4 protein-coding genes are annotated in these 19,030 nt (G+C 72.4%); all 4 read right to left on the bottom strand.

The window, feature by feature from the left end; translation table 11 throughout:
• Window positions 1-8,234 (bottom strand): amino acid adenylation domain-containing protein (locus ACOJUJ_RS25560; RefSeq protein ID WP_420129759.1); only part of this gene is annotated, 8,234 nt, incomplete at its 3' end.
• A gap of 455 nt (window positions 8,235-8,689) precedes the next feature.
• The gene (locus ACOJUJ_RS25555; protein ID WP_420129758.1) at window positions 8,690-12,052 is read right to left on the bottom strand and encodes an amino acid adenylation domain-containing protein; all 3,363 of its coding nucleotides are present in this window, start codon (window positions 12,050-12,052) and stop codon (window positions 8,690-8,692) included.
• A gap of 23 nt (window positions 12,053-12,075) precedes the next feature.
• The gene (locus ACOJUJ_RS25550) at window positions 12,076-13,146 is read right to left on the bottom strand and encodes an HAD-IIIC family phosphatase (RefSeq protein WP_420129757.1); all 1,071 of its coding nucleotides are present in this window, start codon (window positions 13,144-13,146) and stop codon (window positions 12,076-12,078) included.
• Window positions 13,147-14,000: 854 nt separating this feature from the next.
• Window positions 14,001-18,527, bottom strand: coding sequence for a beta-ketoacyl synthase N-terminal-like domain-containing protein (locus ACOJUJ_RS25545; protein ID WP_420129756.1), 4,527 nt, complete (start codon window positions 18,525-18,527; stop codon window positions 14,001-14,003).
• Window positions 18,528-19,030 lie beyond the last annotated feature (503 nt).

Genomic DNA, 19,030 nt, shown 5'->3' with positions numbered 1-19,030 from the left:
CGCGCGGCGTAAAAAAAAACCGTGGGGGTTTGGGGGGTGGGCGGGGCTACCTGGGGGGGTGGGATCTTGGGGCACGCCGGGTCCTCCACGGCGACGGCGTCCGGCGTGCGCGCGGCGTGGCGGGCGAAGAGCTGCGGCACGCTGCCGCGCCACTCGGCGCTCAGCGCGGCGGCGGGATCGGGGAGAAGGGCGGCCGCGTCGCCGGTCAGCAGCGAATACGCGTGGATGGGGCGATCGGCATCGTCCGCGGCCTGCCGCAGAACGTCCGCCATCTGCGCCAGCATCTCGCGGACGCGCGGCGCATCGAACAGGGCGGTGTTGTAGACCAGGTGCAGCACGATGCCGTCCGGCGATTCTCCGGCGTACAGGGTAAGGTCGAACTTGCTGGCCACCTCCCCCGCCCCCCCGATCCCCTGAACCTCCAGCCCGGGAAGGGATACGTCGCCCTCCGCGAAGTTGGAGAGGTTGAGCATCACCTGAAAGATGGGCGAATGGCTGAGCGAACGCTCCGGCGCCAGCTCCTCCAGAATGCGCTCGAAGGGCAGATCCTGATGCGCGTACGCCTCCAGCGTGGTCTCGCGGACGCGGCGCAGCAGCTCGCGGAAGGTTGGCGCACCGCTCAGGTCGGTGCGCAGGGCCAGGGAGTTGAGGAAAAGGCCGATCATCCCCTCCGTCTCCGCCCGCGTGCGCCCGGCGATGGGCGTGCCGATCACCACGTCGTCCTGCCCGGCCAGGCGGGCAACGACCACGTCCATGGCCGCCAGCAGCACCATGAAGAGCGTGGACCCCTCACGCCGCCCCAGCGCCAGCACCGCCGCCGCGTCGCCGCCGGTGAGCACGACGGACTCGGCGGCGCCGGCGTAGGTCTGCACGGCGGGGCGCGGGCGATCGGTGGGCAGCTCCAGCAGCGGCGGCGCGCCGGCCAGCTTGCGGCGCCAGTAGCCCAGCTGGGCCTCCAGCACGTCGCCCGCGAGCCATTCGCGCTGCCAGACGGCAAAGTCGCCGTACTGCAGCGCGGGTTCCGGCAGGGGCGACGCCTCGCCGCGATGGAACGCGCCGTAGAGGGCGGACAGCTCGTTCCACAGCACGCCCACGGACCATCCGTCGCTGATCACGTGGTGCAGGTTCACCATCAGGACGTGCTCGTCCTCCGCCATCCGCGCTACGGCGGCGCGAAAGAGGGGGCCACGCTCGAGGTCAAAGGCTCGCTCCGCCACATCGCGCATCACCGCCTCCGTGGCCGCGTCGCGCTGCGCCTCGTCCGCGATCCCCGCGAAATCGTGCAGCGGGAGGTCCACCGGCGCGGCGGGGAGGATGCGCTGCACGGGCTGGTCGCCGGTGAACGGCAGCGCGGTCCGCAGCGTCTCGTGCCGGCGGACGAGTTCGGAGAAGGCACGGCGCAGGGCGTCCACGTCCAGCACGCCACGCAGCAGGTAGTGGAACGGCATGTGGTAGACGGGGCTTCCCGGCTCCAGCCGGTCCACGAACCACAGCCGCTCCTGCGCGAACGTCAGGGGCAGGGCGCCGGAACGGTCGGCCGGGCGGATCGGCGGCGCCTCCACGCCGGCTTCGGCGCGCAGCAGGCGGTCGATCTCCGCGGCGAAGGCGCCCAGTTCGGGGCGCTCAAAGAGGGCGCGGACGGGGACCTCCACCCCCAGGTGGCCGCGGACGCGTGAGACCACGCGGGTGGCGAGCAGCGAGTGTCCGCCCAGGTCGAAGAAGCCGTCCGCCACGCCCACGCGCTCCACGCCCAGCAACTCCGCCCAGACGGCGGCCAGCACCTGTTCCGTCTGCGTGCGCGGCGCCAGGTACTCCGCGCCGGCCACGTCCGCCGCGTCCGGCTCCGGCAGCGCGCTGCGATCCACTTTGCCGTTGCGCGTGAGCGGAAGCCGGTCCATCGGCACAAAGGCGGAGGGGACCATGTACTCCGGCAGGTGCGCCAGCAGGTGCGCGCGCAGTTCCGCCGCCGTGACGGAGTCCGCCGCGACGGTCCACGCCACCAGCCGCCGCGCGTCCCCCGCGCCACGCATCAGGACCACGGCCTCGCGGACGGACGGGTGCTCCAGCAGGACGGACTCGATCTCGCCCAGCTCGATGCGGAAGCCGCGCACCTTCACCTGGTCGTCCGCGCGGCCCAGGAACTCCAGCGAGCCGTCCGCCAGCCGCCGCGCCAGGTCGCCGGAGCGGTACAGCCGATCGGCCACTTTGTCTGAAAACGGATCCGGGACAAAGCGCTGCGACGTCAGTTCCGGGCGGTTGAGGTAGCCGCGCGCCACGCCGCCGCCGCCCACGTACATCTCCCCCGCCAAGCCGATGGGGACGATGCGGCCGCGGCGGTCCAGCAGGTGAACGGACAGGTCGGGGATGGGGATGCCGATCGGCGACGCGGAGCCCGCACGCACGTCATCCTCCGAAATCACCCGGTACGTCACGTGGACGGTCGTCTCGGTGATGCCATACATGTTGACGAGACGCGGCCGGTCCGCGCCGCGCCGGTCCACCCACGTCCGCAGCGACGCCGGGTCCAGCGCCTCGCCGCCGAAGATCACGTAGCGCAGCGCGAGGTCGGCCGAATCCCCCGAAGCTGCAGCGTCGTCGTCGGCGCGGATGAGCTGGCGGAAGGCGGAGGGGGTCTGGTTGAGCACCGTCACCCGCTCGTCGCGCAGCAGCGCATGGAAGCGCGCGGGGTCGCGACTCACCTCGAACGGGACCACGGCCAGGCGGCCGCCGTACAGCAGCGCACCCCAGATCTCCCAGACGGAGAAGTCGAACGCGTACGAGTGGAAGAGCGTCCACACGTCGTCCGCGCCGAATCCGAACCACGGATCGGTGGCCGTCATCAACCGGATGACGTTGGCGTGCGTCACCTGCACGCCCTTGGGCCGACCCGTTGATCCGGAGGTGTAGATGACGTACGCCAGTGCGTCCGGGCTTGTTCGCGTGCGTGTAAGATTCGTTTGCGAATCCTCGGATTCCCCCTGCGACGCCTCATCATCCACCCGCACCAGCTCGATGTCCGCCGGAAGCCGATCCGCCGCATCGCCGGAGGTGACGGCGAGCCGCGCGCCGGAATCCTCCAGCATGTACGCCAGGCGGTCGTCGGGGTAGGCGGGATCGAGGGGGAGATACGCGGCGCCCGCCTTGAGGATGCCCAGGATGCCGACGACGGTTTCCGGCGACCGCTCGACGCAGAGGCCCACGAGCACGTCCGCACCCACGCCGCGCGTGCGGAGGCGGCGGGCAAGGCGTTCGGCGTGCGCGTCCAGCTCCGCGTAGGTGATCGTCCGGTCGCCGTACGTAAGCGCGGGCGCGTCGGGCGTGCGGGCGGCCTGTGCGGCAAAGGCGTCGTGGAGGGTAGTGGAAACGGGATAATGCGCGACGGCGGCGCCCATCGCACGGACGGCGTCGCGCTCCTCCGCCGGCATCAGCTCCAGCGTCGATACGGGCGCTTCGAGAGCGGCGGGAGCGGATGCCAGCAGGTGGACAAAGTGGCCGGACATCCGCTCCATCGTGGCGCGGTCCCACAGGTCCGCCGCGTACTCCAGCCCCGCGGCCAGGGACCCGTCCTGCAGCTCCATCACCCCCAGCGTCAGGTCCACCTTGGCCACGCCGGCGCCCTCGCCGCCGCCCACGCCTTCCAGCCGCAGGTCGTCGGCAAAGGTCCCGTCGCCCTCGTCGGGGACGTTCTGCAGCACCAGCATGGCCTGGAACACCGGTGCGTGGCCCAGCGAGCGCGAGGGCTGGATCTCCTGCACCAGCCGCTCAAAGGGGAGGTCCTGATGCGCGTAGGCGCCCAGCGTGGCCTCGCGCACGCGCGCCAGCAGCGCCGAGAACGCGGGATCGTCGCCCAGGCCGCCGCGGATGGCGAGGGTGTTGACGAAAAAGCCGATCAGCCCCTCCGTCTCCCCCCGCGTGCGCCCGGCGACCGGCGTGCCGACGACGACGTCGTCCTGGCCGGACCAGCGGGCCAGCAGCACCTGCCACGCGGCCATCAGCGCCATGAACAGCGTGGCGCCAGATCGGCGGGCCAGCGCGCGCACCGGCTCCGCGACCTCCACCGGGACGGTGAAGGCGACGGCGCCGCCGCGGTGGCTCTGCACCGGCGGGCGCGGTCGGTCCGTGGGTAGCTCCAGCAGCGCGGGAGCGCCGGCCAGGTGCTCGCGCCACCACGCCACCTGCCGCCGCAGCGCGTCGCCGTGCAGCCACCCGCGCTGCCAGACGGCAAAGTCGGCGTACTGGATGGGCAGCTCCGGCAGCGGCGACGGCAGCCCCGCGTGAAAGGCGCGGTACAGTGCCATCAGCTCGCGCCAGAACACGCCCATGCTCCACCCGTCGCTCACAGAGTGGTGCATGCCGATCAGCAGCACGTGGTCGTCGTGCGCCGCGCCCAGCAGCCGGGCGCGGAACAGCGGCCCGCGCTCCAGGTCAAAGCGCGCCGCGACCCACGCGCCCACCCGCGCCGCCACCTCCGCCTCGCGCGCGTCGTCCGTCAGCGCGTCACTGACGGCGTCCACGGGAAGGTGCCAGCCGTCCGCGGGCTCGATACGCTGCACCGGGCGGCCGTCCACCGGCACAAAGCGCGTGCGCAGCGACTCGTGGCGGCGCACCACCTCGCCCAGGGCGCGCTCCAGCGCGGCCACGTCCAGCGGCCCCCGCATGCGCAGCGGGAACGCCATGTTGTAGACGGGGTTGCCCGGCTCCAGGCGGTCGATGAACCACAGCCGCTCCTGCGCAAAGCTAAGCGGCGGGTCCTCCGTACGCTCCGCGCGGCGCAGCGGCGGCGCCTCCACGCCGGCCTCGGCGCGCAGCAGGCGGTCGATCTCCGCGGCGAACGCCTCCAGCGCGGGGTGCTCAAAGACGGCGCGGACGGGAACCTCCACCCGCAGCGCCTCGCGGACGCGGGCCACGGCGCGCGTGGCCAGCAGCGACTGGCCGCCCAGGTCAAAGAAACGGTCCGTCGCGCCCACGCGCTCCACACCCAGCAACTCCGCCCACAGCGCGGCGACGACCTGCTCCGTCTGCGTGCGCGGCGGGACGTACTCCGCGCCGGCCACGTCCACCGCGTCCGGCTCCGGCAGCGCGCGGCGGTCCACCTTGCCGTTGCGCGTGAGCGGAAGCCGGTCCATCGGCACAAAGGCGGAGGGGACCATGTACTCCGGCAGGTGCGCCAGCAGGTGCGCGCGCAGCTCCGCCGCCGTGACGGAGTCCGCCGCGACGGTCCACGCCACCAGCCGCCGCTCGTCGCCCGCGCCGCGCGTCAGCACCACGGCCTCGCGTACGGACGGGTGCTCCAGCAGGACGGACTCGATCTCCCCCAGCTCGATGCGGAAGCCGCGCACCTTCACCTGGTCGTCCGCGCGCCCCAGGAACTCCAGCGAGCCGTCCGCCAGCCGCCGCGCCAAGTCGCCGGAGCGGTACAGCCGATCGGCCACTTTGTCCGAAAACGGATCCGGGACAAACCGCCGCGCCGTCAGCTCCGGGCGGTTGAGGTAGCCGCGCGCCACGCCGCCGCCGCCCACGTACATCTCCCCCGCCAGCCCGATGGGGACGATGCGGCCGCGGCGGTCCAGCAGGTGAACGGACAGGTCGGAGATGGGGATGCCGATCGGAGACGCGGAGCCCGCCCGCACGTCATCCTGCGAAATCACCCGATACGTCACGTGGACGGTTGTCTCGGTGATGCCGTACATGTTGACGAGACGCGGCCGGTCCGCCCCGCGCCGGTCCACCCACGTCCGCAGCGACGCCGGATCCAGCGCCTCCCCGCCGAAGATCACGTAGCGCAGCGCGAGATCGGCCGCGTCTCCACGAGCCGCCGCGTCGGCGTCCGCGCGGATGAGTTGGCGGAAGGCGGAGGGGGTCTGGTTGAGCACCGTCACCCGCTCGTCGCGCAGCAGCGCATGGAAGCGCGCGGGGTCGCGGCTCACCTCGAAGGGGACGACGACCAGGCGGCCGCCGTACAGCAGCGCGCCCCAGATCTCCCAGACGGAGAAGTCGAACGCGTAGGAGTGGAAGAGCGTCCACGCGTCGTCCGCGCCGAATCCGAACCAGGGATCGGTGGCCTTCATCAGCCGGATGACGTTGGCGTGCGTCACCTGCACGCCCTTGGGACGACCCGTGGATCCGGAGGTGTAGATGACGTACGCCAGCGCGTCCGGGCCCGTCCGCGCGGGTGTAAGATTCGTTTGCGAATCCTCCGATCGCCCGCGCGAATCCTCATCATCCACCCGCACGAGGTCGGCGGATGACGGAAGCCGATCGGCCGCATCCTCCGCCGTGGCGAGGCGTGCATCGGAGGGCGGCCGCGCGGGTGTACGATTCGTATAAAAATCCTCCGATTCACCCCGCGGCGCCTCGTCATCCATCCGCACGAGATCGACGGACGGCGGCAGGCGATCGGCCGCACTCCCCGCGGTGACGACGAGGCGCGCGCCGGAATCCTCCAGCATGTACGCCAGGCGGTCGTCGGGGTAGGCGGGATCGAGGGGGAGATAGGCGGCGCCGGCCTTGAGGATGCCCAGGATGCCGACGACGGTCTCCATCGACCGCTCGACGCAAAGGCCCACGAGCACGTCCGCACCCACGCCGCGCGCGCGGAGGCGGCGGGCGAGGCGTTCGGCGTGCGCGTCCAGTTCCGCGTAGGTGATCGTCCGGTCGCCGTACGTAAGCGCGGGCGCACCCGGCGTGCGCGCGGCCTGCGCGGCAAAGGCGTCGTGGAGGGTGGTAGATACGGGATGATGATGCGCGACGGCGGCGCCCATCGCGCAGACGGCGTCGCGCTCCTCCGCAGGCATCAGCTCCAGCGTCGCGACCGCCGCGCCGGGGGATGCGAGGGCGGAGTCGAGGAGGGTGGCGTAGTGGCGCACCATCCGCTCGATGGTGGCGCGGTCGAACAGGTCGGCTGCGTACTCCACGCCGGCCCAGGTGCGCCCGGCGTCCTGCGCCACGCCAAAGGTGAGGTCGAACTTGGCGGCGTTCACCTCCTGCTGCACGCCCTCCACCGCACCGTCGTCCTCCGCGCCCGGGTCCTGCTCGTGGCCGGGATACGCCGCGTGCTGGACGAACAGCGCCTGCACCAGCGGCGAGTACGCCAGGGTGCGCTCCGGCGCCATCTCCTCCACCAGCCGCTCGAAGGGCAGGTCCTGGTGCTCAAAGGCGCCCATCGTGGCGCGGTGCACGCGGGCCACCAGCTGGCGGAAGGTGGGCTCGCCGGACAGGTCGCCGCGCAGCACCAGCGTGTTGGCGAAAAAGCCGATCAGCGGCTCCACGTCGCGCGTGCGCCGCCCCGCCACGGCGGTGCCCACCAGCAGGTCTTCGGTATCCGCGTAGCGCCCCATCAGGAGCTGGAATGCGGCGAGCAGCACGTTGAACGGCGTGGTCCCCTCGCGCAGCGCCAGCGCCGACACCCGCTCGGCCAACGACGCGTCCAGCTCGGTGACATACGCGGCGCCGCGCTGGCTGGCGACGGCGGGGCGCGGGCGGTCGGTGGGAAGCTCCAGCAGCGTGGGCGCGCCCCGCAGCTCGTTGCGCCACCACGCCAGCAGCCCGTCCAGCGCGGCCCCGGCCAACCGCTCGCGCTCGCGCCGCGCGTGTTCGCCGTACTGCACCGGCAGCGGCGGCAGCGGCGACGCCAGCCCGGCGCCAAACGCGGCCAGCAGTTCCTCGAACTCGCGCCAGAACACGGAGATGCTCCACCCGTCGCTGACGATGTGGTGCATGGTCGCCAGCACCACGAAATCCGCCTCGCCCATGCGCACCAGCCGCGCGCGGAAGGCGCCCTGATCCAGCGCGAACGGCGCCGTCGCCTCCTCGGCGGCAATGCGGGCGAGCCCGGCCTCGCGCTGGGCTTCCGGCTGATCGGCCAGGTCGTGGAGGGGGAGATGGAAGCCGGCGAACGGCGCCACCACCTGCACCGGCCCCTCGTCGCGCGCCTCGAAGCGCGTCCGCAGCGCGCCGTGCCGCCGCACGATCTCGCCGATCACGCGCTCGACGACGGCGGAGTCCAGCGGCTGCTTGAAGCGCGCGGCCCCGGGCATGTTGTAGGCGGCGCCGCCGGGCTGCAGCCGGTCCAGCATCCACAGGCGCTGCTGGGTGAACGCCAGCGGGTACTCGCCCCCCGCGCCCTGCTCGATTGCGGGCGCGCGCGGTTCCTCGGCCTTGCGCTGCTTGAGGCGCAGGGCGAGAAGGCGGCGCTGTTCGGGGGAAAGCTGGTCCAGCTTGCTGGTGGTGCTCATGCTGTGCCTTCAGAGCCGGCGCGACGGTGCGCGCGGCGTGTGGTTCGGTTCGGATACGAGGACTGCGCGGGTCGAACGGCATCGCACTGCGTCCGACGGGGTGCCCCTCCCCCGGCCCCTCCCCGTTCGTGCCTCACGGAGAGGGGAGAACTGCGTGTTGCCGCTGGATCGGGGCTCGACGAACAGCATCGAACTTCGTCCGCGGCGCCCCCCCTCTCCCGGCCTCTCCCCCCCGAACTGCAGGGGGAGAGGAGAACTTCGATCCCGCTACGACCAGGTGCGTCGCACCTCCCTCCCCCGCGCAGTTTGCGGGGGAGGGCCGGGGAGGGGGGCGACCCACCATCCCGCACCCGACTCTCCGAAGCACCCCACCGCCTGCCCTACCTCAACCTCCCCCAGTCTTTTTTGGGGGAGGTGGGCGAGTGGTGCTCGCCCGGTGGGGGCGCTGCCCCTCGCTACGCCTCTTCCGCCAGCAGCGCCTCGATCTCCTCCGCCGAAAGCCCCGCCAGCTCGTCGACCATGGCGGCGAGGACGGGGGAGCCGGCGGCTTCGACGGCGGTGGCCAGGCCGGCGATGGTGGGATCCTGGAAAAAGACGCGGATGGGGATCTCTACCTCCAGGGCTTCACGGATGCGCACCAGCACCTGGGTGGCCAGCAGCGAGTGCCCGCCCAGCGCAAAAAAGTTCTGCGTGGCGCCCACACGGTCGCGGCGCAGCACCTCGGCCCAGATCTCGGCCACCATGTCCTCCACCGCGTTGCGCGGCTCCACGAACGCCTCCGCCGGCTCGTCCAGGGCCTCCGGCGCGGGAAGGGCGCGGCGGTTCACCTTGCCGCTGGCGGTACGCGGCATCTCGTCCAGGGCCACCATGGCGGTGGGCACCATGTACTCCGGCAGCCGCTCGCGAAGGTGCGCGCGCAACTCCGCCGCGGAGACCTCCACGCCCTCGCGGATGACGACGTAGCCGGCCAGGCGCGGGTCGCCGGGCACGTCCTGGCGCAGGACGGCGGCGGCGGCGGAGATGGCGGGGTGGCGCAACAACTCGGACTCGATCTCGCCCAGCTCGATGCGGTAGCCGCGCAGCTTGACCTGAAAGTCCACCCGGCCCAGGAACTCCAGCGTCCCCTCCGCGCGCCAGCGCACGCGGTCGCCGGTGCGGTACATCCGCGCGCCCGGCCGGGCGGAGAACGGGTCGGGGACGAACTTCTCGGCCGTGAGCTCGCGCCGGTTCAGGTAGCCGCGCGTCACCCCCGGCCCGCCGATGAACAGCTCGCCGGGGACGCCCGCGGGAACCGGGCGGCCCAGCGCGTCCAGCACGTGCAGCGCGGCGTCGGACACCGGCACGCCCAGCGCGATGGGCCCCCGCGCCGGAACCCGCGCGGCGGTGCACCACACGGTGGTCTCGGTGGGGCCATACAGGTTCCACAACTCCGCGCCGGCACCGATCAGCGCGTCGGCCACGGGACGCGGCAGCGCCTCGCCGCCGGTGAGCAGGCGCAAGCCGGGGCGCGGTGTCCATCCCGTGGCCAGGAGCATGGTCCAGGTGGCGGGGGTGGCCTGCACCACGTTCACGCCGCTCTCGGCGATCACGCCGGCCAGCAGCGCGGCGTCGGCGCCCTGCTCGCGGGTGGCGACCACGGCGCGGCCGCCCAGCGACAGGGGAAGGAACAGTTCCAGGACGGAGATGTCGAACGCGATGGTGGTGACGGCGAGCACCGTGTCGGCCGGGCCGAAGCCGGGGACGTTCACCATGGAGCGCAGGAAGTTGCACGCGCCCCCATGGTGCACCATCACCCCCTTGGGCCAGCCGGTGGAGCCGGACGTGAAGATGATGTACGCCAGGTCGTCCGCCCCCACCTCCGCCGACACCGCCTCCACCGTTTCCGTCGCGGACGGGCGCGGCGGCACGTGGACGACGACCGCGCCCGCGGCGGGGATCTCGGGGAGGGACGGATCCGCCAGCAGAAACGCGGCGCCGGCATCCCGCAGCATGTACGCGATGCGGTCCGGCGGATTCACGGGGTCCAGCGGCAGGTACGCGGCGCCGGCCTTGAGAATGCCCAGCAGCGAGGGGACCAACCCCGGCCCGCGCTCCACGTGCACACCCACGATGGTGCCCGCGCCGGCGCCGCGCGCCCGCAGCTCGCCCGCCACGCGGTTGGCCCAGGCGTCCACCTGCGCGTACGTCAGCCGCTCGCCGCCCGCGATGACGGCGACCGCGTCGGGCGTGGCGGCGGCCTGCGCCTCCACCAGCCGGTGCATGGGCACGGTCGGGAGCGAGACGGAGGGGCCGGCGCCCCACGCGCGCACGACGCGGCGCTCCGCGTCCGACACGATGTCGAGCGACGAGAGCGGCACGCCGGGGGCGCGCAGGGCGCTGTCCAGCGTCGCGCGGAAGGTGCGCTCCAGCCCCGCGATGGTGGCCGCGTCGAACAGGTCCGACGCGTACTCGAACGAGCCGCTCAGGTCGTCGCCCAGGTCCAGCGTAGCGAACTGGATGTCGAACTTGGCCACGCCGGTGTCCACCGCCTCGGCCACGTTGTCGGGGTCCACCGGACGCAGCGGGAGCGAACCGTCGGCGTCGTCGGCCGGGCCGCCGGAGGTAAGGACGGAGGCGTGGTGAAAGTAGAGGACCTGGAAGAGCGGATGGCGGCTCAGGTCGCGGGGCACGCCCAGCTCGTCCACCAGCTTTTCGAAGGGAAGGTCCTGGTGCTGGTTGGCCTCCAGCACGGCGCGCCGGGCCGCGGCCACGGCGTCGCGAAAGGTGGCGTCGGCCCCCAGACGCAGCCGCAGCGCCGCCGTGTTGACGAACATCCCCACGATCGTCTCCAGCTCCGGCCGCGAGCGGCTGCCCAGCGTGGTGCCGATCACCAGGTCGTCCTGCCCTGAATACCGGCGCAGCGTCTCGGCAAAGGCGGCCAGCAGCACCATGTTGAGCGTGGCGGCGAGCTCACGCGACGCGTCGCGCACCCGCTGCGTGAGCTCGGGGCCCAGGTGGAAGCCGTGCGAGCGGCCCAGGTTGCTGGCCACGGCGGGGCGTGGCCGGTCCGTGGGCAGGTCCAGCGCGGGAACGCCCTGCAGCTGCTGGCGCCAGTAGTCCACCTGCTTTTGCAGGGCCTCGCCGCGCAGGTGCTCGCGCTGCCACACGGCGTAGTCGGCGTAGCGCAGCGGCAGCGCGGGAAGGCTCAGCTCGCGGCCGGCGTGGTACGCGTCGTACAGCGCCAGCAGGTCGCGCATCAGCAGCGGGAACGACCAGCCGTCGGTGGCGATGTGGTGCGTGGTGACGACCATGGCGTGCTCCGCGTCCGACACGCGCAGCAGGGTAATGCGGATCATCGGCCCGCGCTCCAGGTCGAACAATCGCGCGCCCTCCTCGCCCACCCGGTCCGCCACCTGCCGCACGAACGGCTCGCCCACGCGGCCGCGGACGTCGATGACCTCCACCGGCACGGGCGCGGCGGGCTGCACCACCTGCAGCAGCTGCCCGCCCTCCCCCATCCGGTAGGTGGTGCGCAGCGCCTCGTGGCGGCGCACCACCTCGGTAAGCGCGCGCTCCAGCGCCGGCACGTCCACGTCCCCGGGGACCAGAAAGCCCATGGGGATGTTGTACATGGCGCTCTCGGGGGCGAATCGGTTAAGAAACCACATCCGCTCCTGCGCAAAGCTCGCCGGAAACTCGGGCCCCTCGCCGGCGCGGCGGGTCACGCCTTCGCGCGGCGCGGCGGCCACGGGGGGCGCGCCGCGCAGGCGGGCCTCCAGCAGGGCGCGCTTGTTGTCGGAAAGGGCCGCGCGGCGCGCGCCGGTGTCCTGCATGGTCATCGGATGATGCTTTCTGGATCGGGTCAGCGCGTGACGTCCACGTGCACGTAGTCGGGGAACGGCTGAATGGTCTCCAGGCCGTGCTCGAAAATCACCAGCTCCCCCTGCTTTTCCACCTCGCGAAAGCCCCCGAAGCGGTAGGTGACCTCCATCATCCGGTTGCGGCCGTTGGGCTTGAACTCCGCCCGCAGCCTGGCCCCGGCACGCTTCACCTCGCCCATGATGTGGCTCATCATGATGGTGCCCACTCCGCGGCTCATCACGCGGCAGGACATCAGCAGCAGCTTGAGGGTCCAGAACTCCGCCGACGTCTTTTCCACCAGCGCCAGGCCGATCTTGCCGTACGTCCCGAACCGGTCCTCCAGCCCCGCGACCAGCAGCAGGTGGCCGGGCGAGGTGCGAAAGGCGTTCAGCTCGGCGTAGTCGTAGGTGTAGCCGGTAGTGTTGAGCTGGTTGGTGCGCTGCGTAAGCTCCTCCGCGCGCTGCAGATCGGCCTCGCTGCACGGGGCCAGGGTAAAGCGCATCCGCAGGTCGCGCAGAAAGTCTTCCGACGGTCCGTTGAACGATTCTTCGGCCTGGTTGCGCTGGATGTCGGCCATGTACAGGCGCCGGCGGTTGCGGCTGTCGTCGGTAATGAACTCGGGGTTCATCTCCGCTCGCTCCAGCAGCCCCTCCAGCTCGGCCGCGTCCATCACGCGCACGGTGGGGCAGGCGTGCTGCACCTCTTCGCGCTCGAACGGCTGGTCGTCGATGAAGAGAAAGGTGTCCAGGTTGATGTTCAGGCTCCGGGCGATGGCCGCGACGTTTTCGCCCTTGGCGTTCCAGTTGATCTGCGGATACAGGAAGTACTCGTCGATCCCCAGCGCCCGGAGGCGGGCGAAGGCGGCGTCGCGGTCGTTGCGGCTGGCGACGGACTGAAGGATGCCGCGCTCGTCCAGCGTGCGGATGGCGTGCAGCACACCCGGCCGAAGCGGCACGTCGCCGTCCTCCAGCAGAATGCCGTCCCACACCGTGTGGTCCAGGTCCCACACCACGCACTTTACCGCCCTGGGCGGGCTGGCCCCGGCGGAGGCCGGCTCGGCCTGAGCTACCATCGGCTCTTTATTGTGCATTTTTCATCGTAAACAGTGTTTTTGCATCACGTGGCGCGCTGCCGCCGCACACGGGAGCGCAGCTCTGAAAATGGTGAAAAACAATGCTTTGCGCTACCTGCGCAGACTGCTTCCACGGCATGTGGCACAGGGTTTACGCGCGCTCTGTGGATACTCTCCGTGGCGGTTTCGTACGGCGCGGAGGCGGCGAGCGCTCCGCCGCCTGGTCCCGCGCCGAACGGCATCGAACGGCGTCGGCCGGGGTGCCCCTCCCCCGGCCCCGCCCCCGGCCCCTCCCCGTTCGTTCCTCACGGAGAGGGGAGAACTGCATGGTGCCGCTGGATCCGGGCTCGACGAACAGCATCGGACTTCGTCCGCGGGCGCCCCCTCCGGGCTCGTAAACCTCGCCAACCTCCCCCAAAAAACCCTGGGGGAGGTTGGGGGTAGCCGACAGGGCGAGGCGCGACGAAAAGCATCGAACTGCGTCCGCGCCCCCCCTCTCCCGGCCTCTCCCCCCCGAACTGCAGGGGGGAGAGGAGAACTTCCATCCCGCTCCGACATGGTGCGTCGCACCTCCCTCCCCCGCGCAGTTTGCGGGGGAGGGTCGGGGAGGGGGGCGGCCCACCATCTCGCGCCCGCCTCTCCGAAGCGCTCCACCGCCTGACCTACCTCAACCTCCCCCGGCAGTTTCGGGGGAGGTGGGCCGGTGGTGCCGGCCCGGAGGGGGCCTGCGCGGAACCATCCGAAGCGCCCCACAGCCTGCCCCACCCCAACCTCCCCAGTCTTTCCTGGAGCAGGTGCGAGCCTGAGCGAGCGGAGGGGGCGCCGCCCTCACACCGAGCCTTCCGGAGCGCGCCTTACCCCATCAGCCCCGCGGCCTCTTCTTCCGTCAGCGACTCCAGCTCGGCGAGGATAACGTCCTCGATGAGCAGGGCGTACCGGGCGATGGTCGGGGCTTCGAAGATCGACTGCAGCGGCAGGTCCAGGTGAAACAGGTCCCGCACGCGCGCCATGATCTGCGTCGCCAGCAGCGAGTGCCCGCCCAGGCCGAAGAAATCGTCGTGGATCCCCACCTTTTCTATCCCCAGCAGCCCCGACCACAGCTCCGCCAGCTGCTCTTCTACCTCGTTGGTGGGCGCCGTGTACTCCACGTTCAGCGACGGGCGCTCGTACAGCGTGGCGCCGCCCTCGCCCGGCACGGCCACGGTCGACGCGGCGCGGATGCGCGCCTCCAGGTCGTTGGTCGACACCAGCACCGACGGCTGGCCGGCCAGCGCCAGCACGGCGTAAAGCGCGGCCGGCATCTCGTCCGGGACCATGCCCAGCGGATCGTCGCCGCCGTGGTTCCAGCGGTCCCAGGCCACGGCGGTCCAGCCGTGCCGCGCGGCGGCGGCCTCCGCCAGCGTGGCCGCGGCGGCAAGCCGCGCCTGCCCCACGCCGCCGCCCCCCCCCGCCAGCGGCAGCTCCACCAGCACGAACTCCGGTGCGCGGCCCTCCAGCGCCATCGCCAGCGCGTCCAGATCCGCCGCGTACGCCGCCAGCTGCCGCGCCCACACGGCCGGCTCCGCCGCCGCGATCCCGCCCAGCTCCGCCACCCCGCCCGCGGCCGGCGCGCAGATCACCCCGGCCAGCGCGCCGAACTGCGCCTCTACCTCACGGAGCGCATCCGCCAGCGCGCCCGCGTCACCGGACTCCGCGGGGAACACCGTCACACGCGCGCCGGCTTCCGCCAGCACGTCCGTGGCCGCGTGCGCCAGCGCCGCGGGGGTGACGAGGGCGATGCGTACGTCCGGCGTGCGCGCGACCGCCCGCGCCAGCGCGATGGCGTGCGGTCCCAGCGCGCCCACGAAGGCGTACGCGCCGCCCTCGCGGATGCGCGCGGCGGGAGCGGACGGGCGCGCCGCGCGAAAGCCGCGCACCCAGCGGTGCCGCCCCCGGTATGCGACGACCAGTTCCTCCGCGTCCGACACCGCTTCCGCCGCGACGCGCCCGGCCGTCGCGGCCGCGGTGTCCGCCAGGGCGACGTCGATCACGCGGCAGCCGAGCGTGGGATACTCCTGCGCCGCCACGCGGGCCGCGCCAACCAGCGCAGCCGCCGCGGGGGAAAGATCCTCATCCCCCGTGACCTCCTGCGCACCGGCGGTCAGCACCACCAGCCGCGCGCCGTCCACCACCGCGGCGGCATCCGCCAGCAGCGCGAACGAGCCCAGCGCCCCGGCCGCATCGTGCAGCGCGTGCACGACGATCTCCGGCGCGGCGGAGTCGTGGAAGTGCTCCGCCAGCGCGGCGAAATCCTCGCGCGAATCAGGGCGGACGGTCAGGCGATCCCCATCGGCCGAGAAGCCGCTGCCGGAGCGCAATAAACGGACAAAGTGGCCAGATTCACGGAACGCCGCCTCCAGCCGGTCCGCGAACTTGCCCGACTCCGCGGCGAGAAGGATGCGCTTCGGGGCGGATGCGGCCGCGGCGGGGGTGCGGGTCCACGTGGGCAGATACGTCCAGTCCGCGGGGTCCGGGCGCCTGGCCGTGTCCGCGGCGCGCGCGGGCGGCGTGGATGCGTCCGCGGGCGGATCTACCCAGTAGCGCTGCTTTTCCCACGGGTACGTGGGCAGCACCAGGCGGCGGCGGCGCTCGCCGGCACGGTAGGCGCGCCAGTCCGGCTCCACCCCCGCCAGCCACAGCCGCCCCAGCGCCTCCGCCAGGAACTGCGCGTCCGGCTTGCGGTCGTACGCGTAGCGGATGGAGGGGATCACGGCGGCCGGCGCCTGCTCCCCCTCGCTCGCCGGCCGCTGGCGGACGAAGGTGGAAAGCGTCTGCCCGGGACCCACTTCCAGCAGCACGCGGCCGGGCTCCGCCAGCAGCTCCGCGACGCCTTCGGCGAAGCGGACGGTGCCCAGCATGTGGCGCGTCCAGTACGCGGGATCGGCGGCCTCGTCGTCCGTGATCCACGTCCCCGTGACGTTGCTGATCATCGGAATCTGCGGCGGGCTCATCCGCACCCGCGCCACGCGCGCCGCCAGCCCCTGCGCCGCCGGCTGCATCATCGCGGAGTGAAAGGCGTGCGTGGTGGGCAGACGGCGCGCGGTGCGGCCGGCGTCCGCCAGCGCCTTTTCCAGCGCCGCGACCGCATCCTCCGGCCCGGAAACGACGGTGAGGCCCGGCGCGTTGACGGTCGCGATCGACAGATGCCCCTCCCCCGGCCCTTCCCCGCTCGTTCCTCGCGGAGAGGGGAGAATTGAATCGCGCTCGGCAGAGGCGGAGAGGAGCGGACGGAGATCGGCTTCATCCATCGACACCGCCAGCATGGCGCCGCCGGGGAGCGCCTGGATCATCCGCGCGCGGTCCGCCACCAGCGCCAGCGCATCCTCCAGCGACAGCACGCCGGAGATGCAGGCGGCCGCGTACTCGCCCAGCGAATGGCCGATCACCGCGTCGGGCACGATCCCCCAGCTCATCCACAGCTTCGCCATGGCGTAGTCGATGACGAACACCGCGGGTTGCGCCAGCTCCGTGCGGTTCAGCCGGTCCGCGCCCTCCATCGGCGCCGAGCGGCCCAGCATCTCCCGCAGGTCGATACCTCCCGCCGGCGCCGCGTCCGACGGCGCGTCGCCGGGAAAAAGGACCTCGCGGATGTCCATCCCCAGGTGCGCCCTGAGGATCTGCGCGCAGCGATCCACTTCCGCGCGAAAGGCGGGCTCGGCCTCGTACAGGCCGCGCGCCATCCCCGGGTAGTGGTCGCCCAGGCCGGGAAAGAGAAAGGCGACGGAGCGGCTGCCGGTTTCCGCCAGCGCGGAAGCGGTGCGCTCCGGCGTCCGCTCGCGCACCAGCCGGGCCGCTTCCTCCCCCGCGCGCACCACGACGGTGCGGCGATACGCGAACGCGCGCCGCCCTTCCTGCAGCGTAAAGGCGACGTCCGCCAGCGGCAGATCGGGATGGGCTTCCAGGTGCGCGGCCAGCCGGTCCGTCGCCGCGTCCAGCGCCCCCGGGGTGCGCGCGGAGACGGCCAGCGTCTGCCAGGGGCGCGACGGACCGGAAGGGGCGCGGCGCGGCGCCTCTTCCACGATCACGTGCGCGTTGGTCCCGCCGATGCCGAACGAGCTGACGCCCGCGCGCCGCGGCCCGCCGTCCGTCGTCCACGGCGTCAGCGCGCCCCGCACGATAAACGGGCTGTTCTCGATCCCCAGCTTCGGATTCGGCGCGGTGAAGTGGACCGTGGGCGGGATCTGGGCGTGCTCCATCGACAGCACCGTCTTGATGAGCCCCGTCACGCCGGCGGCGATGTCCAGGTGGCCGGTGTTGCTCTTGACCGCGCCCACGGTGCAAAAGCCCACGGCGCCGGTGTGCGCGCCGTACGCCTGTTTGAGCGCGGCGATCTCGATCACGTCGCCCAGGTCGGTGGCGCTGCCGTGCGCCTCGACGTACTGGATGGTGGTGGGATGGACGTCCGCCGCCGCCAGCGCCTCGGTGATGACGGACGACTGCCCCTCCACCCCAGGCGCCGAGAACGCCACCCGCGCCGCGCCGTCGTTGTTGATGGCGCTGCCCTTGATCACCGCGCGCACCGGGTCGCCGTCGCGCAGCGCGTCAGCCAGCCGCTTGAGGGCCACCACGCCCACGCCGCTTCCCGAGACGGTGCCGCCGGACCGTGCGTCAAAGGTGCGGCAGTGGCCGTCGGGGGAAACGATGGTGCCGGGGCCGTGCACGTAGCCGCTCACCTGCGGCACGTGGACGGTGGCGCCGCCGGCCAGCGCCATGTCGCTTTCGCCGCTCAGCAGGCTCTGCACGGCCAGGTGCACGGCGACCAGCGAGGTGCTGCACGCGGTCTGCACGCTTAGCGCGGGGCCGCGCAGACCCAGCTTGTACGCGACCCGCGTGGCGATGAAGTCCTTGCCGCCGCTGAGCGCCGCGGCCAGCCCGCCCACGGCGTCCACAAGCGCTTCGTTGGGAAGGACGTGCGTCTCGTAGTACATGGGCGTGCCGGCGCCCGCGTACACGCCCACGCGCCCCGCCGCCCGCTCGGGCGTGTAGCCCGCGGACTCCAGCGCCTCCCAGGCGCACTCCAGGAAGATGCGGTGCGCGGGCTCCAGCACCTGCGCCTCGCGCGGCGAGTAGCCAAAGAAGCCGGCGTCGAAGTGCTCGATGTCACGCAGCCGGCCGGCGGCCTTTACGAAGCCGGGCATAGCCAGCAGCTCGTCGGGTACGCCGGCGGCGCGCATCTCGTCGTCGGTAAAGTGCGTGATGGTCTCACGCCCTTCGCGCAGGATGCCCCAGAACGCGTCCAGGTCGTCGGCACCCGGGAACCGCCCGGCCAGGCCGACGATGGCCACGTCGAACTCGCCGCCCTGCTCGTCGTCGTGCTGCCGGTCCTGCTCGTGCTCGCGCATCTGCTTGCCTGTGGATGATGGAACCGCGTGTGGTGCTCTCGCTCCGAACTGCGCCTGACGGTGCCCCTCCCCCGACCCCTCCCGTTCGTTCCTCACGGAGAGGGAAGAACTGCATGGTGCCGCTGGATTCGGGCGACGTCGAACAGCATCGAACTTCGTCCGCGGGCGCCCCCTCCCGGCTCGTAAACCTCGCCCACCTCCCCCAAAAAACCCTGGGGGAGGTTGGGGTAGCCGACAGGTCGAGGCTCGACGACCAGCATCGAACTGCATCCGCAAGCGCCCCCCCTCTCCCGGCCTCTCCCCCCCGAACTGCAGGGGGGAGAGGGGAACTTCGATCCCGCTTCGACAAGGTGCAGGGTCAGGTCCCGATCGAGGCTCGACGACCAGCATCGAACTGCATCCGCGGGCGCCCCCCCTCTCCCGACCTCTCCCCCCCGAACTGCAGGGGGGAGAGGGGAACTTCGATCCCGCTTCGACCAGGTGCGTCGCACCTCCCTCCCCCG

Source organism: Longimicrobium sp., from assembly GCF_048594345.1.
GTDB lineage: Bacteria > Gemmatimonadota > Gemmatimonadetes > Longimicrobiales > Longimicrobiaceae > Longimicrobium.
The sequence above is the reverse complement of the archived record's forward strand: the minus strand, read 5'-3'. Positions and strand labels throughout refer to the sequence as shown.